Here is a 23,505-nt window from a genome sequence, read left to right as displayed (position 1 = left end):
TTATCTCTGCCATTAATAGTGAATTTTAACTTATAAAATGTCGTCAAGCGCCAAAATCAAAGACAGCGGCGGCTGCCAAAATAAACGCCCTGTATTTTCGTCATCATCTTGAACACCGCGTAAAAAGACATATTCAACGCCGCCCAGATAATGTGCCTCATTCCCCACATAGCCTTTTAAGCGAATCTTTAAAAGTCGATGCAGTGCCACTTGATAAATTGCGGCTTGTAGCCAATAGCCAACCTTATCCATCGCGGCACTCATGGCGTGATCATGATAATCATCAGGCGTACCACCCAAGTAATTTGATTTATAATCCACAATAAAAAATCGCCCATCAGACTCATAAACCAAATCAATCTCACCGCGCAAATAACGATAATAAATGGTGCGATAGTCATCTTCAAGCAGGACCAGATCTTTATCGCTGTGCGCTTTGAATACCTCATTGAGGCGGGCGATACTAAAGCTGTCTCCAAGACCCAACGTAAAGCTAAGCTCACGCAGCTGAGCGGTCATCGGCAGAGACATCAGTGAACGACGAGACGCCCTAAAAGGCGCGTAGGCAAGCTGATCAATCCAAGCGACCAATTTATCATGATCATTGGTTTGACCGCCAGAAGCATGGATGCGAGCGCCCGCCTGCCAAGTGGGTAAATAGCGCTCGGCAATGCCAAGTTTTCGCCCCTGTTCATAGATCACCCCACTGATGATGTCATAGGCAGCCTGTGATGATGCTGATTTTAGACGATCTGTTGGCAAAAATTGCATGACTTTATGCAAAAAATCACCTGCCACGCTGCCCTTAAAAAAACTTGCACGAATGTCATCAAGCTGATCAAATGCTGCTGTATCGGTAATCACAGACAGCTGATCGATATCAGCTTCATCAGGAGGGATGACAGACTTATCCAAGCGAGTGATCAGTGCGCTAAAGCTGGTTTTATGCTCTCCAAAAAACTGTGTCTTGGTCATAACCACATCCCATGGCGCATAATTTTTAGCGATAGGGTTAGACAGCTGATTTTGATAAGGCTGACTTAATAAATCTGCTTCAGTCATGGCGATCCAGCCCACGAGGTCTTTTAGCCTATCTGGTAGGCTCAGTGATTTTTCGCCTGCACAGTCAAGCCATTGATACAAAGGCATTTCTTTAGAATCTTTTTTAGATAAATCACCACCCACGATATACAGCTGTTCAGAAGCGCGCGTCAATGCCACATAGCCCAAGCGTCTGAGTTCATCAATCAATTCTTGACGATTGATATCGTGATAATAACTTTCATCAATGTGATTACCTTTACTTATACTTAAGCGACGCTGAAAATTATGATCACTATAAGGATAGATCGTCAAACCATTGTTATTTCTTGGCTTTTCATCCATCCCTATCACATACACGATGGGAAATTCAAGTCCTTTTGATTTATGAATGGTCATCAAATTCACGCCGCTTTCGCTAGGTAGGATAGGACGCTTATTGTAGCTATCAACATCAGCGCTCATCTGTTTATGATACCAAGCAATTAAGCGCATCTCATGCAGCTGCGATTGCTCACTGACCAATGCCACCAATCGCTCAAGATCCGCCAAGTAACGTTCGCCTTGAGTGGCTGCCTTAAGCCAAGGCGATTTGTCGTGATCGCTATCGATGGGCGAATGATAAAGCGCATAGGCAAGTGCTGATGACACCCCATATCTTTGCCATCTTTCGTATGATTTTTTTAGATAAGTTAAAATATGGGTTTTTAAGCTTTGGGCATCTGACGGTGCATCACTCAAATCCTGCTCATTTGGCTCGATGATAGTCATCGCTTGCTTGAGCGTCATACCCACCAAGCGTGAGACCAAAAATTTGCCCAAATTTTCGCTATGGTTTGACTGTACCATTGCGATAATGAGCGCCAAAAGATCATCCGCAGCTTGAGTCATAAAGACATTAATTTCTTTGGGGATGACCGCTGGAATCTTCAGATGGTCAAGCTTGCTTTTTATCTTATCTAGCGCATCGGCTGTACGCCCAAGTACCGCGATGTGCTTTGGCAGGATCTTTTGACTATGCAGTGTATGATCACCTTGTAAAATGGTGTTGATATGCTGAGCAATTTTTTCAGCTCTTTTGTCGGCTTTTTGATTACCTTCGATATGATCAAAATGCAGCACCGCCACGGGATGATTGCCATAATAATCAGCATAGGCATCAGCTTGCCACTGGATACCGCCGCTGTCTTTATGCGCTTGGATCTGCTGATAAAAAATCCCTTGACCCAAATTTGCATGATTGGCGACGCCCTCTTGACCGTTATTTTCAAACCATGCATTGAGCGCCTCAATCAATGCTTTGCTTGAGCGGCGATTGACCGTCAAAGACAGCGACTGATCGATCAGCGGCGCTTTGATGAGCGCATCTTGGTTGCCATAGTGCTTGATCAAATTATAATTGGTAACATCACCGCCCCGAAAGCGATAAATTGCCTGCTTGGGATCTCCAACCAATAGCAAAAACCCTCGGGGCAATTTCGGTTTATCACCACCGATTTGCTCATAGCGGATAAGACTTTTGTGATAATGGGCAATCTCAGTGAGATAGACCCGCTCAATGAGCTCAACTTGTAGCCCATTGACATCTTGAGATTCATCAATCAAAGCCACAGGATAATGATGGCGAATGTGCCGCGCAAGTGCAGGACTATTGCCAAGCGCTTCATTCAATCTCACCATTTGCAAGGTAAATGTGGTCTGATTCTGTGTTTCAAGCCGTTGGGCGATCTGATTTTTTGCACTTACAATGATGTGTCGGCAGATGTGCCCATGATACAGCTTGGCTTGTTCACCAAGAGCGGTATAAAGATTAGCAATATCACTGAGCGCTTGAATTGGCAGTGCGATAAATTGATGCACATCGCTTGGATTTGCGCTTTTATTAAAAATTTGCCACTCTTTTTCAGCCGCTTTAGTGATGCTATCAATCAGCTTAAGCGCGTCATCATCCACAAAATTAACAAACAGCGCCCCATGTTTTTGGATCAAAGACAACACATGTGGCAGATGATGAATCTGTTTACCAAAGCCTAGACTTTGGTTCATGGACACACTTTTACGAAAATCAGTATCAAAATATGGCGTAAATCCTGTAAAATTAGTGTTTAAAATTTGGTCAATCACCGTTTGGGCTGAGCTGATATCTGTATCTGCAGGCATATTCAGCTCATCAATGGGCGCAGAATAAAAGTCGATGGCTTTATTGACGATACTTGCGACCGCAGCCACTTGACTAAAAAAATTCGGATAAAACGCTTTGAAGATTTGATAAAATTCAGGATGGGCGTGCTTTAGTCTGACTTCTTCGGCGCGTAGCTCATCATGGACGATGGCGGTGACTTTTTGTTCAGCGTGATTCAAAATCTCCATGCCGGACTGATGACCGATTTGGGCGGCAAATTCATTGAGCCATTTTTGGGCAAGGCTATCTAGCGTGCCAACAAACAGCTTATCCAAAGACGTCAGTAAAAGCCCTGTACGATAAATCACTTCATTTAAGAACGTCGCTGGCTGAGATAGGATAAATTCAAGTAAATGCTCATTGATGGGATCAGCGGCGTCATGCCCAGCTTCAGTGGCATACGTGATGATCTGATCCATGGGCGCCGCCCCGTCAAACCACTCAGGCTGTGTGCTCGCCATACCTTGTAGCCAGCGCACCAACCCATAAAAGCTGTGCAGCCGCTCACTGATGCGCTCTTGCATCTCGGCGGCAGCTGCCCGAGTAAACGTCGTAGCGATGATGCGCTCAGGTGGATATTTTTTTTCGATTAATAGGCGTAAAATAATCCCCGTCAGCGTCCAAGTCTTGCCAGTACCTGCCGAAGCTTCGATCAAATACGCCTGCTCAAGTGTGCATTGCAAGGCGGCAATTTGCTCAGTTTGTTCAGAATGTTTGGGTGCTGTTAGCAGCGTGGGCAAGATAATATCGGTCATTGCTGTATCTGGTTGCGTCGGTTTTAGTATTTTAGCAAATATGCGCCCAAAATCCAGTCCGACTTTATATTATGTAAGCAGAATATTATGTAAGCAGACCAAGCGCATCAAAAACCTGTCGATAAACATCGGCTTTTTTATCGATCGCCAAAGGATACGCCCGTGATGATGACGGCAAGCGGTATAAGTCAATACACCGATTGGCGATCAACAGCTGCACCTGCTCACCGATTTTGGGTGTTTTTTGGCTGGTGAATTGTTGACATAAAACTTCGGTGGCTTTTTCGCCAGTGGTGATCACAGCGTGGCACTGTGGCAGCTGCCTAAGTATGCTTTCGATATCTGTGGGCGTTATGATCTGTAAAAACTGATCAGAAGCATTGTCTTTTTGGCGGATCACCTGATAAGCCGTATCACCGATGGCGATGCCTGCACTCACCAAAAATTTTTCAATCTCATCTTGATAAAAGGTTTTGTTGGCTTTATCAATAAATCGCTCAGCATCACCAAAAAATACCAAGCCCAAAATGCGCCACATATCATTATTATAATTTGGATAATAAAATGGCATTTTCCAGCGCTCAGGCGGCGGCGGAAAGCTGCCAAGCATCATCACGCGCGCATTAAGCGGTGTGAAAGGCGGTAAAGGGTGTGTATGGATCGTTTTTGTTGTCATAGGTTGATTAAACATGGATTTGTCTTTACTTTATACTTAAAAAGTAAAGACATCGTCATTATAAGTTTATTTGACCAAAAGTTCTTTGAGTGCAATGACTGTGTCACGCACTTTTGCAGCTTCTTCAAATTTTAGCTCGCGTGATAATACCTGCATTTGTTTTTCTAAGCGAGCAATTTCTTTGGCGAGCAGCTTTGGCGAATGTAGGATATTTTCATCCACGCCTGCCAGTGCTTCAGATAAAATAATCTGCACCACTTCGGTATTTTCATCATCACCTGTATCAATTTTATCAGTGATGGCGCGGCTGGCTGACTTGGGCGTGATGCCATGCGCTTCGTTGAAGGCGATTTGCTTGGCGCGTCGTCGCTCAGTCTCATCAATGGCTTTTTGCATACTTGGCGTGATGGTATTGGCATATAAGATGGCTTTACCATTTACATGCCGAGCTGCCCTACCGATGGTCTGTATCAGTGAGCGCTCCGAGCGCAAAAACCCTTCTTTATCAGCATCAAAAATCGCCACAAGACTCACTTCAGGCATATCAAGACCTTCACGAAGTAAGTTGATCCCCACCAGCACATCATAAATGCCTGTGCGCAGCTCATGAATGATTTTCATGCGCTCAACGGTATCGATGTCTGAGTGCAAATATGCCACCTTGATGCCGTATTCCTTGAGATAACTGGTCAAATCTTCTGCCATACGCTTGGTCAGCGTCGTGATCAGTACGCGCTCATCCAAAGGCTTTCTAAGGTTAATCTCACTCAGCACATCATCCACCTGAGTCAGCACTGGGCGAATCTCAAGCACAGGATCGACCAAGCCCGTTGGGCGCACCACCTGCTCGACGACTTGCTCGGATTTTTCAAGCTCATAATTGGCTGGCGTGGCAGACACATAGATGGTGGTAGGCGAGATACGCTCCCATTCTTCAAACTTCATGGGTCTATTATCCATGGCGCTTGGCAAGCGAAAACCATATTGAACAAGCGTCTCTTTGCGGCTCTTATCGCCTTTATACATCGCACCGATTTGTGGCACAGTGACGTGACTTTCATCAATGAACAGCAGTGCATCCGATGGAATATAGTCAAACAATGTCGGCGGCGCTTCACCTGCTGGTCGACCCGACAGATGGCGAGAATAGTTTTCAATGCCGTTACAATAGCCGAGCTGCTGAATCATCTCAAGATCGTATTGAGTGCGCTCTTTGATGCGCTGCGCTTCGATAAGCTTATCATTGGCACGAAAATATTCTAGCCTTTGGGCAAGCTCTTCTTTGATCGTGGCGCTGGCAGCTTCTAGCTTTTCTTTTGGGGTGACATAGTGTGATTTGGGATAAATGGTGATGCGTGGCACGGATTTGATATTTTTACCAGTCAATGGATCAAACCAAGTGATTTTTTCCACTTCATCATCAAACATAGAAATGCGCACCGCCAAGCTTTCACTTTCGGCAGGATATACATCCAAAGTCTCCCCACGCAAGCGATAAGTACCGCGCCCAAAGTCCAGCTCATTACGCTCATATTGCAGCTCAACAAGCCTTTTTATCATCGCATCTCGATGCACCCGATCGCCGACGACGATATGAAGTAGCATTTTTAGATAACTTTCAGGGTCGCCCAGACCATAAATGGCTGACACAGACGCCACAATGATGGCATCACGCCGCTCAAGCAAAGCACGCGTCGCCGATAGGCGCATCTGATCAATATGATCATTGATGGCGCTGTCTTTTTCGATAAAAGTATCGCTGGCAGGCACATAAGCTTCGGGCTGATAATAATCATAATAACTGACAAAATATTCAACCGCATTATGTGGAAAAAATGCCTTAAATTCGCCATACAGCTGAGCTGCCAAAGTCTTATTATGCGCCATAATAATGGCAGGACGCCCGCTCTCGGCGATCACCTTTGCCATGGTATAGGTTTTACCTGATCCTGTGACGCCTAACAAAAGCTGCCCGTGCATACCCGATTCAATCCCTTTGACGAGTTTGGAGATCGCCGCAGGCTGATCCCCTGACGGCTCAAAGTCGGTCACCATGTCAAAGGCTTGGCTTGAGATTTGAGTTCCTGACACATTCACGCCAGTAAGCTGAGCTTTTTCTTGGAGCTCGCGAGCCAGCTGATTGGTTTGGCGTTCGGCTCTGGAAGTTTCGGGCAGTCGCATAATGGATTCTTTTTCTTCTTTAAATAATTAAATCAACAAAAACCCCATTATCATGGGGGTGATAATGGGGTTTTGCAAGGGCAATTATCCTCAGTCAAAAATGGCTAATGATACCAATAAGCTTACCAAATCAAATTACCTGCGGTGCGCTGACTGATAAAGCCATCTGGCACCTGACCATTAGCAGCTTGCCAGCGTGCAAAGGCACGGCGTGTATTACTGCCCGCCACACCATCAATACCTTGAGTATCAAAGCCTTGTGTGGTTAAGTTGCGCTGAAGGGTCAAAATTTGGCTTCTTGACAATGGCTGCTCATGACGTGGCCAAGATTGAATTAACCCAGAACCCCCTGCGATTTGCTTGGCTAATAATGACACGCCCAAGGCATAGCTTGATGAGTTATTATACACTCGAATGACATCAAAATTTTTGGTGAGCAATAAAGCTGGTCCGTATTGACCCGCAGGTAGCCACAGCTCAGCTTCATGTGCGCCGCCGAAATATTCGCCACTTGTACTGACCAATCCAGATGCCTTCCAGGCATCGAGACTGCGCTTGGTATTTAGCTGCGAGAAGTCAAACCCAGCAGGCAACCGTACCTCATAAAAAGGCTGCAAGCCGCGCACCCATCCAGCATTTGCCAGATAACTTGCAGTGGACGTTAAAGCATCTTGGCGGCTCCAAGGGTCTTTGCGTCCATCACCATTACCATCGACGCCCTCTTGCATCCATGTGGTCGGGATAAACTGAGTATGCCCCATACCACCTGCCCATGAGCCCTGCAGCTGAGATGCTGTCACATCACCACGCTCAATCATTCGAACCATAGAAATCAGCTGACTTTCAGCAAATTCACGGCGGCGACCATCATAAGCCAGGCTTGATAATGCATTCACCAAATCCATACTGCCCATGCCGGCACCGTACGACGACTCCATACCCCAAATGGCAGTGGTGATCTCTTTTGGTGTACCATAGATGGATTCGGCTGAGGTCAAGATGCTTAGATTTTCATTTAATTTGGATTTACCTTGACTGATGCGATTTGAAGAGGCGGCTGACTCGACATATTCCCAAGGCATTTTGGTAAATTCAGCTTGGCTACGATCCAAATCAATCACGCGCTGACTTAGCATTGCGCCCGCCATCAATGAATTTAAAATATTGGGATTGGCACCTTGAGATACCGCGCGGTGCATAAAGTCACTTTTCCACTCACCAAAGCTGCCATATTGATACTCAATGCCGGTACTTGGCTTAGCCACTGTAGGTGTTTGAACCACAACAGGTGGCGCTTTTTGAACCACAACAGGTGGCTTGGTTGTAGGCTGAGGCGTGGCTTGCACCACTTTGATTGGCGCACGATCGGGGGCGGGCTGTGATGCACAAGATGCCAAAAGCAGCGCCGAAATCGTCAAAGGTAGGGCTGACCAAGGAAAAGTTTTTTTTGTCATAAGTATTTCCAACAATGTCTATGAATCATATGCCAAATCACTTTAGCAAGAATCAGGCAAAAAGTCGATCATTATCACATAAAATGAGCAAAAATTTTAGCAATTTTGTAGATTCAATTTCGTGGTTAATCATAAAATGATAACGGATAAGTTTAACTGCTTAATGACATTTGCCAAATAAAAAAAACAGCGCCAAATCAATTTTGACGCTGTTTTACTCTTTTTTACTCTTTAAAATCCCTAGACCGCAGAGACACCCGTCATATCAACAGGCGTATCAACCAAGGTCACGCCTTTGTCTTTGACGGCATCATTTCGTTTATTTTGAAGGTCGGTCAAATAGGCTTCATCGATATTACCTGCGATATATTTGCCATCAAAAACCGAACAATCAAAGCCATCCACTCGGCTGTGCTTGGTGTCGCTGACCGATTCAATCAAATCGTCTAAGTCTTGGAAAATCAAACGATCTGCACCGATAATCTCGCGCACTTCCTCAACACTGCGACCCGATGAGATCAGTTCGCTACGCACAGGCATATCAATACCATAGACATTCGGATACATCACCGGCGGCGCTGCTGACGCAAAAAAGACATTTTTGGCGCCCGCATCGCGCGCCATCTGAATGATCTCATAGCACGTGGTGCCGCGTACGATTGAATCATCCACCAAAAGCACGTTTTTGTTTTTAAATTCTAGCGGTACGGCGTTTAGTTTTTGGCGTACGCTTTTTTTGCGCTGCTGCTGACCTGGCATGATAAAAGTGCGGCCGATATAGCGATTTTTATTAAAACCTTCGCGATACTTGACATTCAAACGCACCGCCAATTCAAGCGCTGAGTTTCTTGATGTATCAGGAATTGGAATCACCACATCAATACCATGATCTTCACCCCACTCGCGCAAAATTTGATCTGCCAATTTTTCGCCCATGCGCATACGCGCTTTGTGAACGGAAATATTATCAATGATCGAATCAGGACGCGCAAAATACACGTATTCAAAGATACAAGGCGTGTATTGCCCTTCTTTGACTGGCACGCACTGATGTGTATGGAGGCTGTGATTTAGATCAATAAAAATCGCTTCGCCAGGTGCAATGTCTCTGACTACCTCAAAGCCCAATGCCTGCAAAGCCACTGACTCTGATGCCACCATATACTCTATGCCTTTTTCGGTCAATCGGCGTCCATAAATCAATGGGCGAATGCCGTTAGGATCGCGAAATGCCACCAATCCATGACCCGTAATCAAAGCCACCACACCAAAGGCACCTTCACAGCGTTTATACAGCTTAGTCAACGCCTCAAAAATATCGCCAGACGCCAAAGCAGGCTTGGTGAATTTTTGGAGCTCATGCGCAAAAATATTTAGCAATACTTCAGAATCTGACTGAGTGTTTAGATGACGGCGATCTTCTTCGTACAGCTCACGAGCCAGTTTTTCAGCATTGGTCAAGTTGCCATTATGCGCCAAAGTAATGCCATAAGGCGAGTTAACATACAAAGGCTGAGCTTCTGCGGTGCTAGAAGTGCCAGCTGTCGGATAGCGCACATGACCAATGCCGCAGTTACCCACCAAGCGCACCATATGCTGATTCAAGAACACATCGCGCACCATGCCATTGTCTTTACGCAGATAGAAGCGATTGTCTTTTAGGGTGACAATGCCTGCTGCATCTTGACCGCGGTGCTGTAGCATGGTTAAGCCATCATACAACATTTGATTGACGGGTTCATGCGCCATGACGCCGATTACACCACACATATTTACTCCAAATTATTGATAACAATAAATTAATAATTATCGAAAGCTGATGTTAAGTTATATCATCATTGTTGGTCTTTATAGGGATTTTCCAGCTGATTCCAAGTGCTGTCAAATGCCTTATGTAATAAATTTTTTGCCACTGGTGCGTACGGTAATAAGCTTGGAACAAGCACAGACGACTGAGCCACAGGCATCAGCGCCAATACAGGAGAAATGATACTTAGTACAACCAAAACCTTCAGCACGCCGGTAGCAGCACCAAACATACCCCCACCAATACGATCCAAAAATCCCAGCTTTAGCGCCTTAAATGAGCGCGCCAATATGTTGGCAGCTGTGCCGACAAGCAAAACAGTGATCAGCATGATGGCAATAAAAGCCATGGCAACTTGCAGAACCGAATTATCGACAAATGGGGCAAAAATATGAGAAAAGCTGTTTGCCGTCTTTGATGCGACAACCAAGGCGATGAACCACGACAAAAGCATTGCCATACTTTTTATGATACCAGCAGTAAAACCACGCCAAATACCCAAAAGTACAACAATGCTGATAATGATATCAATCCAATTCATAGGCTTATCCGTAGCGATCGCCTGAGAGCGCCTGCACACAGTCTGTAACCAGTCCGGGACCTTTATAAATAAGCCCAGAGTATAACTGAACCGCTTTGGCGCCTGCATGAATTTTTTTGACAGCAAGCTCGCCTGTCTCGATACCACCCACGCCAATCAAATCCACTTTATCAGCGATACGATCTGCAAATTGAGACAATATTAGTGTACTTTGATGGTTTACAGGACGACCAGATAATCCACCTGCTTCTTCTCCATGACGAAAGCCCTCAACGCCTGTACGTGATAAGGTGGTATTTGTTGCAATCAAACCATCGATCTCAAAATCAAGGACAGTGCGAGAGATTTCATCAATTTGGCTTAAATCCAAATCAGGCGCAATCTTCAACGCCAAAGGGACATAAAATCCATAGTCGTTAGCTAAGCGAAGTTGGCAGTTTTTGATGCCATCAAGCAGCTGTGATAGCGCATCACCGCTTTGTAAGTCTCGCAAATTTTTGGTATTCGGGCTTGAGATATTAATGGTGATATAACTCGCGTATGGATACACACGCTCAAGACAATAAATATAATCATCAAGCGCATTTTCAACAGGGGTGGTGGCATTTTTGCCGATATTAATTCCAAGCACGCCTTGATACTTTGTCCGTTCAATATTATCAATCATCGCGTCTACGCCATGATTGTTAAATCCCATTCGATTGATGATGCCATGCGCTTCTTTGATGCGGAATAAACGAGGTTTTTCATTGCCTGATTGAGGTCTTGGGGTAACGGTGCCAATTTCTAAAAACCCAAATCCTAGCTCGCTTAAGGCATCGATGTATTCGCCATTTTTATCCAAGCCTGCCGCCAGACCCACAGGATTTAATAAAGAGATGCCCATGCACTCGGTAGACAGCGCCTGCTTGGCATACACAAAACCCAAAAGATGCGCTTTATTGGCGGATTCAAGCATCTCAAGCGTCTTTTCGTGTGCTTGCTCAGGATCCATACTAAATAATAACGGACGCAGCAGCGCATAAGGCATAAACACCCCCTCAACCATCAAATGTGAAATGAAATCATCTAATTATAGCATAAATAATCAAAATCAGTGGGTGTTTTTATTTTGGCTTATATACACAAATGCAACCAAGTTAGCGCAAGCGATGCGCCCTCTCAAGATCCAACAGTGCTTTTTTAATAGCGATGCCGCCAGTGTAGCCGCCCAAACTACCATCAGAGGCGACCACTCGGTGGCATGGAATGAGTAAACTCAAGGGATTTTTGCCATTGGCGTTGGCGCAGGCACGATAGGCTTTGGGATTGCCAATGCGTGCGGCAAGCTCGGCATAGCTGATGGTCTGACCATAATCAATCGTCAACAGTGCCGCCCAAACCTGCTGCTGAAACTGGGTACCATAAGAAATATCAAGCGGTATGCTAAAGTGCCTGCGAGTACCATCAAAGTACTCATTAAGCTGCTCAATGATCTGTAAAAGAATCGCCTGATTGGGCTGATTTATATCTAATTGAGACGGTTTCATAAATACCGCATGCTGATTGGCTTGATTGAGCAGTTTTTGGGTTTTGATATCTTGCCAATCAAGCAAAACAAGCTTGCCGTTACTAGCAGTCAAGCGCATGGTTGGCAAATCAGGTAAAAAACTTGGCGGATGATAGTTGGTGCTGACCGCCTCGCTCGTCATTCTTCTTTTTCCAAAAGTGCATCAACAAAATCTTTTGGCTTAAATGGCTGTAGGTCGTCAATACCCTCTCCAACGCCGATAAAACGGATGGGAATATCCGTATTTTGGGCGATATTAAATACCACGCCACCTTTGGCTGTCCCATCAAGCTTTGTAACACTGATGCCAGTTAAATTCACTGCTTCTGAAAATACCTGCACTTGATTAATGGCGTTTTGACCTGTGCCTGCATCTAGCACGATCATTGTCTCATGGGGGGCTGTCTCGTCGCCCTTTTTCATCACGCGGACGACTTTTTCAAGCTCATTCATGAGATAGGTTTTATTTTGTAGGCGCCCTGCTGTATCAGCGATGAGCACATCAATACCCTTTGCCTTGGCAGACTGCATGGCATCAAAAATTACCGAAGCACTGTCTGAGCCATGTCCTTGAGCGACGACAGGGATGCCATTTCGCTCGCCCCAGATTTGAAGCTGCTCGGTCGCCGCTGCCCGAAAGGTGTCACCAGCAGCAAGCATCACTGATTTGCCTTCGGCTTGTAGGCGCTTAGCAAGCTTGCCGATCGTGGTGGTCTTACCAACGCCATTAACGCCCACCATCAAGATGACGAAGGGTTTTTTGGTGGTATCAATAATCAAAGGTGCAACTTTTGGCGTCAAAATGTCGGTCAGCTCGGTTTTGAGTGCTTTATACAAAGCATGCGAGTAAATCAAATCACCACGCGCAGTCTGCTCGGTGAGATTTTTGATAATACGATTGGTGGCATTGACACCAATATCAGCAACCAGTAGCTGATCTTCAACTTCTTCAAGCAGCTCATCATCAATCTCTTTGCCACCAACTAAGACACTAACCAGCCCTTCTGATAAGTTTTTGCTTGACTTTGATAGTCCAGCTTTCATGCGGGAAAACCAGCCGCCTTTTTCGTTTTCGCTCATATCCTGCCTTACGATTTTATGATTTGGTCATTGATTGTGATTGTAACACAAATTCGCCCAAAATTCATTACACAAAAATCCCCAAGCCTGTCATAACATGCTTGGGGATCGGTGGTATTAAGCTGATATTAAGCCATGTTTTGTAATGATTCTTTTGTAATGATTCGCCTAAGATCACGCCGCCATCATTTTTGGTAATCATGACTGTCGCTGAGCGTGGTACGCGTCCGCCTGGAACCGCACCCCAAGTCACATCAGGGCTGTCTTCGCCAGGATGCTGGATATTGATGAATAAGGTTTTAAAGTCAGGTGTCATGGTGATACCTGTAACCTCACAGCCTTTTGGACCCACAAAGAATCTTTTTAGGGTATCATTGGTCGCCATCGCACCCACGGGCGTATTGTGTCCTGTGGTTGTGGTCATGATTTTACCATCGCCCACATGGCTAGGCAGCGCTGCAAGTAGCATACAGTTGGTGGTCTTGGTATAAGCGCTGTCATCCGTTTGAATCCACAAGACACCACGCGGGTCAAAGTACAAGCCATCTGGAGAAGACAAGTCATTTTCAGCAGATAGGTTGGATAAGTTTTGCTCGGTCAAATCATTTGGCGCAGCAAATAAATACACATCCCAATCAAACGCTGTTGCGGTATGCTCACCGCGCTCACACCAGCGGACGATATGACCATGTTGGTTGCCTTTGTTGTTATAGCTTCTTGGGTTGGCGGCATCGGTAGCTTCAACTGTACGCTTTGAGTTGTTGGTCAAAGTCACATAAACTTCGCCTGTGATCGGACTGACCGAGATCCACTCAGGACGGTCCATCTTGGTTGCGCCTACGCTGTCGGCTGCCAAGCGAGCATTGATGACCACATCGGCTTGGTCTTTGAACTGATAATCTTTATGATTGACTTTACCATAAGACAGCTCACGCCATTCGCCTGTACCATCTGCATTAAACACAGCAACATACAGCGTGCCATCGTTCATGTATTTATCGCCTGCTTTTAAGCCTTTACCCACATCATTTGGTGACCATTTGGCTTTAGAGACAAATTTATAAATGTACTCACCGCGCGCGTCATCACCCATATAAAAGACCACAGGCTTGCCAGCAACAGGCGGTACAAAGGCACAGTTTTCATGAGCAAAGCGCCCCAAGCTTGTGCGCTTTACTGCGCGAGCTTTTGGATAAAATGGATCAATTTCAACGATGTATCCAAAGCCATTAAACCCGTTACGATAATCAGCGCTTGCGTCATTGGCTTTGGCAGTGGCTTCCCAGCGGCTGAATTCATCAGTCACAATGCCTTCTTTATCGTCAGCGGTGTGCCACAAATAGCCGCCGCCTGTGCTGTTTTCTTTTAAGCCATAGCGAGCCAGTGCGATATCTGCTTGGGTGCCGATTTTGGCTTTGTCTTCACCGCGTGCAAAGACATTTAAAAAGTTTTCTTCGGTAGTTAGATAAGTGCCCCATGGTGACATGCCTGAACCACATTGGTTATTGATGCCCCAAGTGCTTTTGCCTGATTTATCAAATTTGGTGATAAGCATTTTACTACCTGCTGCTGCACCTGCAAAATCTACTGTCGTTGCGCTTGAAAAACGCTTATTAAATGGTGAGTTTTTGACCATTTCATAGCGATCGCCTGTCTTTCTTAGCTCAACCACAGCCACGCCATGAGCGTTAGCATCGCGACGCACATCCATAGCAAGGCGTTTTTTTCGATAAATCGGCGCGGCATTGTTATCTTCCTGTGTAAAGAAACCCATTGGGTGTAGATTTTCGTTGGTATATTCATGGTTGATTGCCAACAAAGCACGATTTGATTGATTAGGATCAAATTTGCCGTTGGTCATGCCATAAAAATGCATACCGTCGTGGTTATCGCCCATGCGATACAAAAATGATTCGCCCGAATGTTCGCGGTTGTCACGGAACGCTTCGATGCCATCGATCAGCGGCTCACCCAAATGCAAAAATGCACGCGCCGTGTAGCCTTCGGCAACTTTCATGTCATTGCCTGTATAATGTGGTACGGCTTTGAATTGAAGTTTTGTTGGGCGTGCCAAATTTGTTTTGGTTGGTGCGGTGGTGGAATTTGCACTCGCCATCAAAGGCAATGAGCCAAACATGGCAGCAGCTGTCAAGCCTGCGCCACCTTTTAAAATGGTGCGGCGTGACACGGTTTGATTTAGGATATCAGCAAAGTTTGGGTTGCTGGTTGGGTTTGAGTCTTCGATAAAATCGTGTGGGTTATTCATCTGTATTTCCTTAGGCTTGCCATAGTAAGCGGGCTTGGTGAATGCCGCTATCTTAGCAAGTAAGCATGACAGATTAGTGACTGGTTCATGACAGATTCATGACAGAGATTAATCGGTTTTTGTTTGGCAAAATTTTCATTTGATAAGCATTTATTACTCAATGTATCTAATCTGCAACATTTGGCTTGGAAGATGTGTTTTTGCTGATGATTATCATTATAATGGTCAGATTATTTTACTAATTATTTTGGCTGGAGTAATTTATGAATATATTAAAAAGCGGCTTACTTATGATATTTGCCTTGGTAGTCGTCGGCTGCACCAGTGTTTCGCCGACGGCATCAGTCATGATTGGCGGCACAACCACATTATAAAACACAGTAAGGACAACCCATGAAACTTATTCCATTGGCTTTTGCGATCAGTGCGGCAATCGGCTTATCTGCCTGTCAAAGTCTTACCCCCACCCAAGACGCTGCCTCAACCACAAAACCCACAAGCACCCAAGCAAAACATCACGATATTTATACCCATACCTTAGATAATGGGCTTAAAGTCATCATCAAGCAAGACAGTCGCGCGCCGATCGTAATGACGCAAATTTGGTATGATGTGGGTTCAAGTGATGAGCCTGTGGGCAAAGGCGGCATTTCGCATTTTCTTGAGCATATGATGTTTAAAGATGCCAAAGGGATTAGCCATGATGATTATCAAAGGCTGATCAGTCATTTTGGTGGTCAGACCAACGCATTCACCAGTGATGAATTCACCGCGTATTATGAAAGTTTGCCTGCCAATCAATTTCCACTGGCACTGCAGATTGAAGCCAATCGCATGAATCATCTGATCTTGACCGCCGATAAAGTCGCCACCGAAAAACAAGTCATCAAAGAAGAGCGCCGTCTGCGCACTGATGATAACCCAATCGCCAAAGCCTATGAAGAATTTTTAGCGATCGCCATGCCTCATTCACCAATGGGTCGCCCAGTCATTGGCAGTATGGCAGATATCGAAGGGATTGATTTGCAAGATTTACAAAATTGGTATGGTAAATGGTATCGCCCAAATAATGCCACGCTTGTACTTGTCGGAGACATCACCCCTGATGTTGCCATGCCTTGGATCGAAAAATATTTTAAGGATCTGACGCCATCTTCATTGCCCAAGCGAGCCAATTTAAATCAGCCTAGCCACCGAGGCTACACCCAAGCCAAAAGCCATCAAAATGTGCAAGTGCCAAGCCTGATCATGGGCTTTAATGTGCCAACGCTTGGCAGCCAAAACAGCCAATCCACCAGTGAAGCCCATGCGCTATCACTATTAAGTGATCTTGCTGATGGCGGCTTATCGGCACGGTTTGAGCGTCAACTGATTCGCAACCTGCAAGTGCTCAGCAGCGTCTCTATCCATTACGACATGCTCTCAAAAGGCGATGGATCGTTTACCATCATCGCAACGCCGCGTGATGGGGTGAGTCTGCAAGATGCCGAAGCCGCCATTTTGGCAGAGCTAAACGCCATCACCGAAGGTCAAATCACTGATGATGAGCTGTCTCGCAGCCGTGCAGGCTTGTTGTCGTCCTTGGTCTTTGCCAATGACAGTATCACCAATCAAGCCATCAGCTTAGGATTATTATCTACGCTTGGATTGCCGCTAGAGACGCTACACACCCTGCCGCAAGCACTTGATAAAATCAGTAAATCAGACATTCAAGCTGTTGGCAAAAAATATATCACAAAGGATAATTTGACCACAGTGTATGTTTTACCCAATCACACTCAACAATAAAGCGGTGAAATCATGAAAGCACTTATAAAACATAGCTTGGCAGCAGCCATCAGCAGCACTTTATTTATTTTCAGCCCCAGCGTTCAGGCGAATATGGCGCATGATCACACACCCACCAGCAGCGAGCTTAGGCTTGCTGATGATAGTATCATTGATAGTATCAATCAGCTGGGCGACTTAAGTGTCCATATCCCACAAACTCACTATTTCCAAACAGACAACGGCGTGACTGTAGCTTTTACGCCGCTGCATGAGCTGCCTATTGTGGATGTGGATTTGCATTTTTTTGCTGGATCTGCTTATGATGATACTGCAGGCACCGCCAATATGGTAGCAACCATGCTTACCCAAGGCACCCAAACACTGCCTGAAGATGAGTTTATAGCCGCCAAAGAGCAGCTTGGCGTTAATCTTTCGAGCAATGCCAGCAAGGACGGCTTATCTTTATCGCTCAGAAGTTTGTCCGATCCCTCAACCGTAACGCAAGCGGCAGATCTAATGGTGGATGCGCTAGCAAATCCTACCTTTGATGATAAAGTTTTGGAGCGTAACAAACAGCGTCTGATGGTCAGCCTAAAGCAGCAAAAACAAAACCCTGCTTATGTCGCTGGTTTGGCTTACAATCAAGCCGTCTATGGTGATCATCCTTATGCCCACGCTGTGACAGGTGATGAAAAAACCTTAGATGCGATGTCGCGTAACGATCTGATCAGTTTTTGGCGCACTTTTATTAACGCCAATAATGCAACCGTGATCATCACTGGGGATATGGATATTGAATCTGCCAAGACATTTGCTAATCGCTTGACCAGTCAGCTGCCAGCGGGCAAGTCTTATAAAGATGCCTTGGCTGTCGTCAAGCCAGCTCAAGCCAAGCACATCCATATCCCGCATGACAGCAGCCAAACCCAAGTCATCATCGGACACATCGCCGATAAAGAGCAAAATGATGCATCAAGCCGTCAAGCATTCAGCGATTTTGCATTGGGTAATGAAATTTTGGCAGGTGGTGATTTTAATGCCCGATTGATGAAAACCATCCGCGAACAAAAAGGCTACACCTATGGCATTTATGGCAGCATGGAGCGGCTAAAAGCAGGTGGCAGTCATATGGTTAAATTTTCAACGGATGGCGATAAAGCTGCCGACGCGATCAAAGATACGCTACAGATCATCGCCCAATCTTTGGCAGATGGCGTCACACATGAAGAGCTTGAATTGGTGCGCTTAGGCAATAAAAATGGCTTTGCCAATCTTTTTTCAAGTAACGCCAGTATCCATAGCACAGTCAGCTCTTTGGTCATCTCAGAATATCCAAAAGACCATATCCACACTCACTTAGAGCGGCTTGATAGTGCCACCATTGATAGCGTCAATACCGCCTTAAGACAGCGCATCAAGCCTGATGAATTTATCATCATCACCGTCGGTAAAACCAAGCCAAATTTGGCTAAATAACCCAAACCCATAAAACATGCCAAGCGTTTTGGCATGTTTTAGGTGGATATTTTCGAGCGATGAGACTTTGAGCGGCATTTTCTTCGCTGATTTTGGATCAGTTTTAGGCGCGTGAACCGCGACATTTGGGTATAGAGCTTGCCCATTTGATTATAAAATAATGCAGCGATTAAAATGATGATAATTGGCAAAATCATCGATAAGTACCCGATGTGCATATACAAAATTACCGCCACAGCACTGCCGATAAAAAACGCCCACCATAGCGAGCTGTGCAAAATAATTTTGCGCAAGCTCACACGCCGACCAATTAGCCAATTCCCTACCGCCGAACCCAAATCTGAAGTAATGCCAGTCAAATGAGTCGTACGAATGACTGTACCATGATAAGTGGCGACCATTGAATTTTGAAGTCCGCACGCCATGGCGATGAGCATTTGCCCAAAAAAATGATGCTCTGACAAATACATCCACAGACTCAAGCACAGCATCAGCACTTCTAAGAGCATGGCATAGCCATAATTTCGGCGGATGTTCAGTTCGCTTGAGCCGATGATGGCGCCACTTAATACCGAGCCTAGCCAAAATGACGCGATGGATATTAACAATAACTTAAAATTTGACCAATCGCTTGCAAGCATCGAAACCACAAATAAGCTGACGTTGCCTGTCACATGCGATGCTGAGATATGAGTAATGCCCATCAAGGCAGTGGTATTTAAGATACCTGCGCAAAATGCCAAAACCACAGCACCTATAAGCACCCAAGTTGGGATGACCTCCCCCATGATTTTCATGAATTTTCGCCCCCATCTTCCATTAGCCAGCCATTATATAGCACAAGATTACATATCAGCAACAAAATAGCATGAACCAAACGCTCATTCATTATCAGAACGTCTAAACTTCGGACATAGGCATTATGTTGCAAATTCATATGAATTCATAGAGATACATTCATAAAAGGTATTGATTAATGGTCATTCAGAAATGAGTGTTATTTTATTATCATAAAATTTCATAAATTACCCTTGAAATACTTTAAAATAAACTTGGTTTATACATTTTTGTGATATATAATTAACATTTGTATATTGGATTTATGTTCTATTTGTGCTACTTTCCTGACGAGTTGTTCTATGTTTAATTTTACTCAGCCGCAATCCCAATTACGCGACGCCATCACCAGTGCCTACCGACTGGATGAAGTCACTGCCGTATCAAATTTATTAGAAACTCTAAACTTTAATAATGATGAAAAATCACGCATCAGTGATTTGGCTCGCCGATTGATTACCCAAGTTCGAACCAATCGCAGCAAATCCTCAGGCGTGGATGCGCTCATGCACGAGTTTTCCTTATCCAGCGAAGAAGGTGTGGCATTGATGTGTTTGGCAGAAGCCTTGCTACGCATTCCTGATACGACCACACGAGACAGACTGATTCAAGATAAACTGTCTGATGGTAATTGGAAAAGCCATATCGGTCATAGTCCATCAATGTTTGTGAATGCTGCTGCTTGGGGCTTGGTTTTGACAGGCAAACTCACCCAACCGACCAGCGAAAAAGGGCTAAGCTCGGCATTAACCCGTGTTCTACAAAAAGGTGGCGCACCATTTATTCGTGCAGGCGTTAACCATGCCATGAAAATCTTGGGTAAACAATTTGTTACTGGTCAGACGATCCAAGAAGCCTTGTCTAATGGTAAAGAGCGTGAAAAGCTTGGATATCGTTTCAGCTTTGATATGCTTGGCGAGGCAGCCATGACCGCTGAAGATGCTGATCGCTATTATCAAGATTATGTTACTGCAATTCATGCGATTGGCAAAGATTCTGTTGGTCGAGGCGTTTATGATGGTAATGGTATTTCAGTTAAATTATCTGCCATTCACCCACGCTATTTCCGTGCGCAACACGCACGCGTGATGAATGAGCTGTTGCCACGCCTAAAAGCCTTGTTTGTACTTGCCAAACAGTATAATATCGGTCTAAATATTGACGCTGAAGAGGCCAACCGTCTTGAGTTGTCATTGGACTTGATGGAAAAACTGGTTTCTGATCCTGATTTAGCAGGATTTAATGGCATTGGTTTTGTGGTACAAGCATATCAAAAACGCTGCCCTTATGTGATTGATTATTTGATTGATTTGGCTCGTCGCAATCATCAAAAACTGATGATTCGTTTGGTCAAAGGCGCTTATTGGGATAGCGAAATCAAATGGGCGCAAGTTGATGGCTTGAGCGGCTACCCTGTTTACACACGTAAAGTGCACACTGATGTGTCTTATCTGGCGTGTGCGCAAAAACTACTGGCAGCCCAAGATGTGATTTACCCACAATTTGCCACGCATAACGCCCAAAGTTTAGCAACCATCTATGAGATGGGTAAAGATAAAGAATTTGAATTTCAATGCTTGCACGGCATGGGCGAGACGCTGTATGACCAAGTTGTTGGTGATAATAATTTGGGTCGGCGAGTGCGTATTTATGCACCTGTCGGCACACATAAGACTTTGTTAGCGTATTTGGTGCGCCGCTTGCTAGAAAATGGTGCAAATTCCTCTTTTGTTAATCGCATTGTCGATGAAAATGTCAGTATTGATGAACTGATCGAATCTCCCATTGATATTGTCAAAGCCAATGGCATCTCTCAAAATCCACTCACGCCACCGCCTCGCCATATTTATGGTGATCGCAAAAACTCGCTTGGCTTGGATTTAACCAATGAACATACACTTGCTAGATTAGAAGACTTAATGCAACCTGCCAGTCAGATTGATTTTAATGTCTCTTCATTAACGGCAGTAGATGTCAGCCATCAGCCTACTCATACCGTCTTAAATCCAAGTGATCATCGAGATGTTGTTGGTCAAGTTTCTTTTATTGATCCAAAAAGCGTACCAGATGTTATCACCACAGCTTTAAACGCCCAAACAAATTGGCAAGCTGTCTCTGCTGCCGAACGAGCAGCCATTTTACGCCGTTTTGCAGATTTGATGGAAGATTCTGCTCATATGGCACTATTGATGATGGTTGCCGTCCGTGAAGCAGGCAAAACCTTATTAAATGCCATTGCTGAGGTTCGTGAAGCGGTTGATTTTTGTCGTTATTATGCCGATGAAGCAGAATCGCTTAATCTGTCTAGCCCTGTTGGTACGGTCGTTGCGATTAGCCCATGGAACTTCCCCCTAGCTATTTTTGTCGGTGAGGTTGTCTCGGCACTGGTAACAGGTAATACTGTTGTTGCCAAACCTGCCGAACAAACCAGCTTAATTGCACATTTGGCAGTATCTTGGCTACATGAGTCTGGTGTGCCAAAAGATGCTTTACAGCTTGTCTTAGGTGCAGGCGATGTTGGGGCAGCTTTAACATCAGATGAACGCATCAATGGTGTTATTTTCACCGGCTCAACAGAAGTTGCCAAACATATCAATAAACTACTTGCTGCTCGTGATGATAATCCAGTACTCATCGCCGAAACAGGCGGGATGAATGCAATGATTGTTGATAGTACCGCTCTACCTGAACAAGTTTGTGCTGATGTACTGGCATCAGCATTTGATTCAGCAGGTCAGCGATGCTCTGCTTTGAGAATTTTATGTGTCCAAGAAGACATCGCCGATCATGTGATTGAGATGATCAAAGGTGCAATGGATGAATTAATCGTCAATGACCCTGCTTCACTGGCGACCGATGTTGGACCTGTGATTGATGAAGAAGCACAAAAAAACCTACTTGAACACATCAACGCACTCAAACAAATCGCGCCTTATCATGAAGTTGCCATCCGATCGCAGGCACCATCGACCTTTGTCGCGCCGATTTTATTTGAACTCAAAGATTTATCACAGCTTAAAAAGGAAGTTTTTGGCCCTGTGTTGCATGTTGTGCGCTTTGGCGCGCATGAGCTTAATGATTTGATAGACAGTATCAATAAAAAAGGATACGCCCTAACCCACGGTATCCATAGTCGCATTGATGGTACGATTGATCAAATCACTGATCGCATCCAAGCAGGTAATGTTTATATTAACCGTAATATTGTTGGTGCAGTCGTTGGCGTTCAACCTTTTGGGGGTCATGCCATGAGTGGTACAGGTCCTAAGGCAGGCGGTCCTTTTTATCTTCAGCGTCTAAGTCAGCTGACAAACTGGCAAAAACCGACGGTTGACACGCCAGCGAGTATTGATCATGCAGGACTGGGCAAAGTGCAGCATCTGGCGCGCAAGCTCTTAGTGTCAGATGCTGAACAGGCGACGTTTGATGCCATTGTACAACAAGCCATCAATTCATCTTTGAATGAAGCTGTGGCTGTCTTGCCAGGACCGACCGGCGAAGCCAATACCTTAAGCTGGCGCGCGCCACAATCGGTTGCCATTTATGGCGGCAACTTAGCTGACAGTTTGGTCGCTTTGGCAGTATTGGCGCTAAATGGCGTCATCGCCCAAGTCTGTCCTTCTCACGCATTGGCAGATTATGCCGCTGACCTTGAGGGTGTTCTACAAGTCGTTGAGCAGCCAGCGGCTGATATGAATGATGTTATTGTGGCGCTATCAGACATGCCGGCAGATGAGCGGCTTCGCTTTGCCGATTTGGATGGCTCGATTCGCCGTATCATTGATGCCACTTCAGGGCTTGATATGACCAGGCTGTATCACGAAATCAGCCAAAGTTATAATACGACCGCCGCCGGGGGCAATGCCAGCTTAATGGCTTCGGCGTAAGCC

The 23,505-nt window shown here is 45.2% G+C and carries 12 protein-coding genes and 2 pseudogenes; 3 read left to right on the top strand and 11 right to left on the bottom strand.

Annotated elements, in window-relative coordinates; translation table 11 throughout:
• Positions 1-30: 30 nt before the first annotated feature.
• The 10 genes and pseudogenes from AO382_RS08015 to AO382_RS07970 all read right to left on the bottom strand — a co-directional run.
• Entirely contained in the window at positions 31-3,978 is a 3,948-nt protein-coding gene (locus tag AO382_RS08015; RefSeq protein WP_064619930.1) for a UvrD-helicase domain-containing protein, read from the bottom strand.
• Between the two features lie 85 nt (positions 3,979-4,063).
• Positions 4,064-4,654: a uracil-DNA glycosylase family protein gene (locus AO382_RS08010; protein ID WP_227513661.1), complete on the bottom strand. Its 591-nt coding sequence runs from the start codon at positions 4,652-4,654 to the stop codon at positions 4,064-4,066.
• Positions 4,655-4,720: 66 nt separating this feature from the next.
• The gene (uvrB, locus tag AO382_RS08005) at positions 4,721-6,835 is read right to left on the bottom strand and encodes an excinuclease ABC subunit UvrB (protein ID WP_064619924.1); all 2,115 of its coding nucleotides are present in this window, start codon (positions 6,833-6,835) and stop codon (positions 4,721-4,723) included.
• Between the two features lie 122 nt (positions 6,836-6,957).
• Positions 6,958-8,289, bottom strand: a complete 1,332-nt coding sequence (locus tag AO382_RS08000; protein WP_064619921.1) for a lytic murein transglycosylase — start codon at positions 8,287-8,289, stop codon at positions 6,958-6,960.
• A gap of 240 nt (positions 8,290-8,529) precedes the next feature.
• Positions 8,530-10,059 (bottom strand): amidophosphoribosyltransferase, encoded by a 1,530-nt coding sequence (gene purF, locus AO382_RS07995; RefSeq protein ID WP_064619917.1) that lies wholly within the window; start codon positions 10,057-10,059, stop codon positions 8,530-8,532.
• Positions 10,060-10,124: 65 nt separating this feature from the next.
• On the bottom strand, positions 10,125-10,637 hold the full coding sequence (locus AO382_RS07990; protein ID WP_064619914.1) for a CvpA family protein: 513 nt from the start codon (positions 10,635-10,637) through the stop codon (positions 10,125-10,127).
• Between the two features lie 4 nt (positions 10,638-10,641).
• Complete coding sequence (locus tag AO382_RS07985) at positions 10,642-11,667, bottom strand: quinone-dependent dihydroorotate dehydrogenase (RefSeq protein ID WP_064619911.1); 1,026 nt, start codon at positions 11,665-11,667, stop codon at positions 10,642-10,644.
• Between the two features lie 38 nt (positions 11,668-11,705).
• A pseudogene (locus tag AO382_RS07980) lies at positions 11,706-12,328 on the bottom strand (methylated-DNA--[protein]-cysteine S-methyltransferase).
• Entirely contained in the window at positions 12,325-13,266 is a 942-nt protein-coding gene (gene ftsY / locus AO382_RS07975) for a signal recognition particle-docking protein FtsY (RefSeq protein ID WP_064619905.1), read from the bottom strand. Before ftsY ends, AO382_RS07980 begins: the two are co-directional and overlap by 4 nt.
• Positions 13,267-13,420: 154 nt before the next feature.
• A pseudogene (locus AO382_RS07970) lies at positions 13,421-15,532 on the bottom strand (PhoX family protein); the annotation flags it as partial.
• A gap of 393 nt (positions 15,533-15,925) precedes the next feature.
• Between AO382_RS07970 and AO382_RS07965 the strand changes: the two are divergent.
• Positions 15,926-17,320: a M16 family metallopeptidase gene (locus AO382_RS07965; RefSeq protein ID WP_064619902.1), complete on the top strand. Its 1,395-nt coding sequence runs from the start codon at positions 15,926-15,928 to the stop codon at positions 17,318-17,320.
• A gap of 12 nt (positions 17,321-17,332) precedes the next feature.
• Entirely contained in the window at positions 17,333-18,778 is a 1,446-nt protein-coding gene (locus AO382_RS07960) for a M16 family metallopeptidase (protein ID WP_064619899.1), read from the top strand.
• Positions 18,779-18,816: 38 nt separating this feature from the next.
• On the opposite strand, the gene AO382_RS07955 is transcribed toward AO382_RS07960, so the two are convergent.
• On the bottom strand, positions 18,817-19,575 hold the full coding sequence (locus tag AO382_RS07955) for a YoaK family protein (RefSeq protein ID WP_064619896.1): 759 nt from the start codon (positions 19,573-19,575) through the stop codon (positions 18,817-18,819).
• 342 nt (positions 19,576-19,917) lie between these two features.
• On the opposite strand from AO382_RS07955, the gene putA reads away from it, so the two are divergent.
• Entirely contained in the window at positions 19,918-23,502 is a 3,585-nt protein-coding gene (gene putA / locus AO382_RS07950) for a bifunctional proline dehydrogenase/L-glutamate gamma-semialdehyde dehydrogenase PutA (RefSeq protein ID WP_064619894.1), read from the top strand.
• Positions 23,503-23,505 lie beyond the last annotated feature (3 nt).

The organism is Moraxella catarrhalis (assembly GCF_001656295.1).
Classification (GTDB): Bacteria; Pseudomonadota; Gammaproteobacteria; order Pseudomonadales; family Moraxellaceae; genus Moraxella; species Moraxella veridica.
This window is presented reverse-complemented; position numbering and strand designations above follow the sequence as displayed.

Coding starts and splice junctions, on each gene's coding strand:
- uvrB (WP_064619924.1), bottom strand. CDS start 6,835: ATGCGACTGCCCGAAACTTCCAGAGCCGAACGCCAAACCAATCAGCTG.
- AO382_RS07990 (WP_064619914.1), bottom strand. CDS start 10,637: ATGAATTGGATTGATATCATTATCAGCATTGTTGTACTTTTGGGTATT.
- AO382_RS08010 (WP_227513661.1), bottom strand. CDS start 4,654: ATGACAACAAAAACGATCCATACACACCCTTTACCGCCTTTCACACCG.
- AO382_RS07955 (WP_064619896.1), bottom strand. CDS start 19,575: ATGAAAATCATGGGGGAGGTCATCCCAACTTGGGTGCTTATAGGTGCT.
- AO382_RS07985 (WP_064619911.1), bottom strand. CDS start 11,667: ATGCCTTATGCGCTGCTGCGTCCGTTATTATTTAGTATGGATCCTGAG.
- AO382_RS08015 (WP_064619930.1), bottom strand. CDS start 3,978: ATGACCGATATTATCTTGCCCACGCTGCTAACAGCACCCAAACATTCT.
- AO382_RS07960 (WP_064619899.1), top strand. CDS start 17,333: ATGAAAGCACTTATAAAACATAGCTTGGCAGCAGCCATCAGCAGCACT.
- AO382_RS08000 (WP_064619921.1), bottom strand. CDS start 8,289: ATGACAAAAAAAACTTTTCCTTGGTCAGCCCTACCTTTGACGATTTCG.
- ftsY (WP_064619905.1), bottom strand. CDS start 13,266: ATGAGCGAAAACGAAAAAGGCGGCTGGTTTTCCCGCATGAAAGCTGGA.
- putA (WP_064619894.1), top strand. CDS start 19,918: ATGTTTAATTTTACTCAGCCGCAATCCCAATTACGCGACGCCATCACC.
- AO382_RS07965 (WP_064619902.1), top strand. CDS start 15,926: ATGAAACTTATTCCATTGGCTTTTGCGATCAGTGCGGCAATCGGCTTA.
- purF (WP_064619917.1), bottom strand. CDS start 10,059: ATGTGTGGTGTAATCGGCGTCATGGCGCATGAACCCGTCAATCAAATG.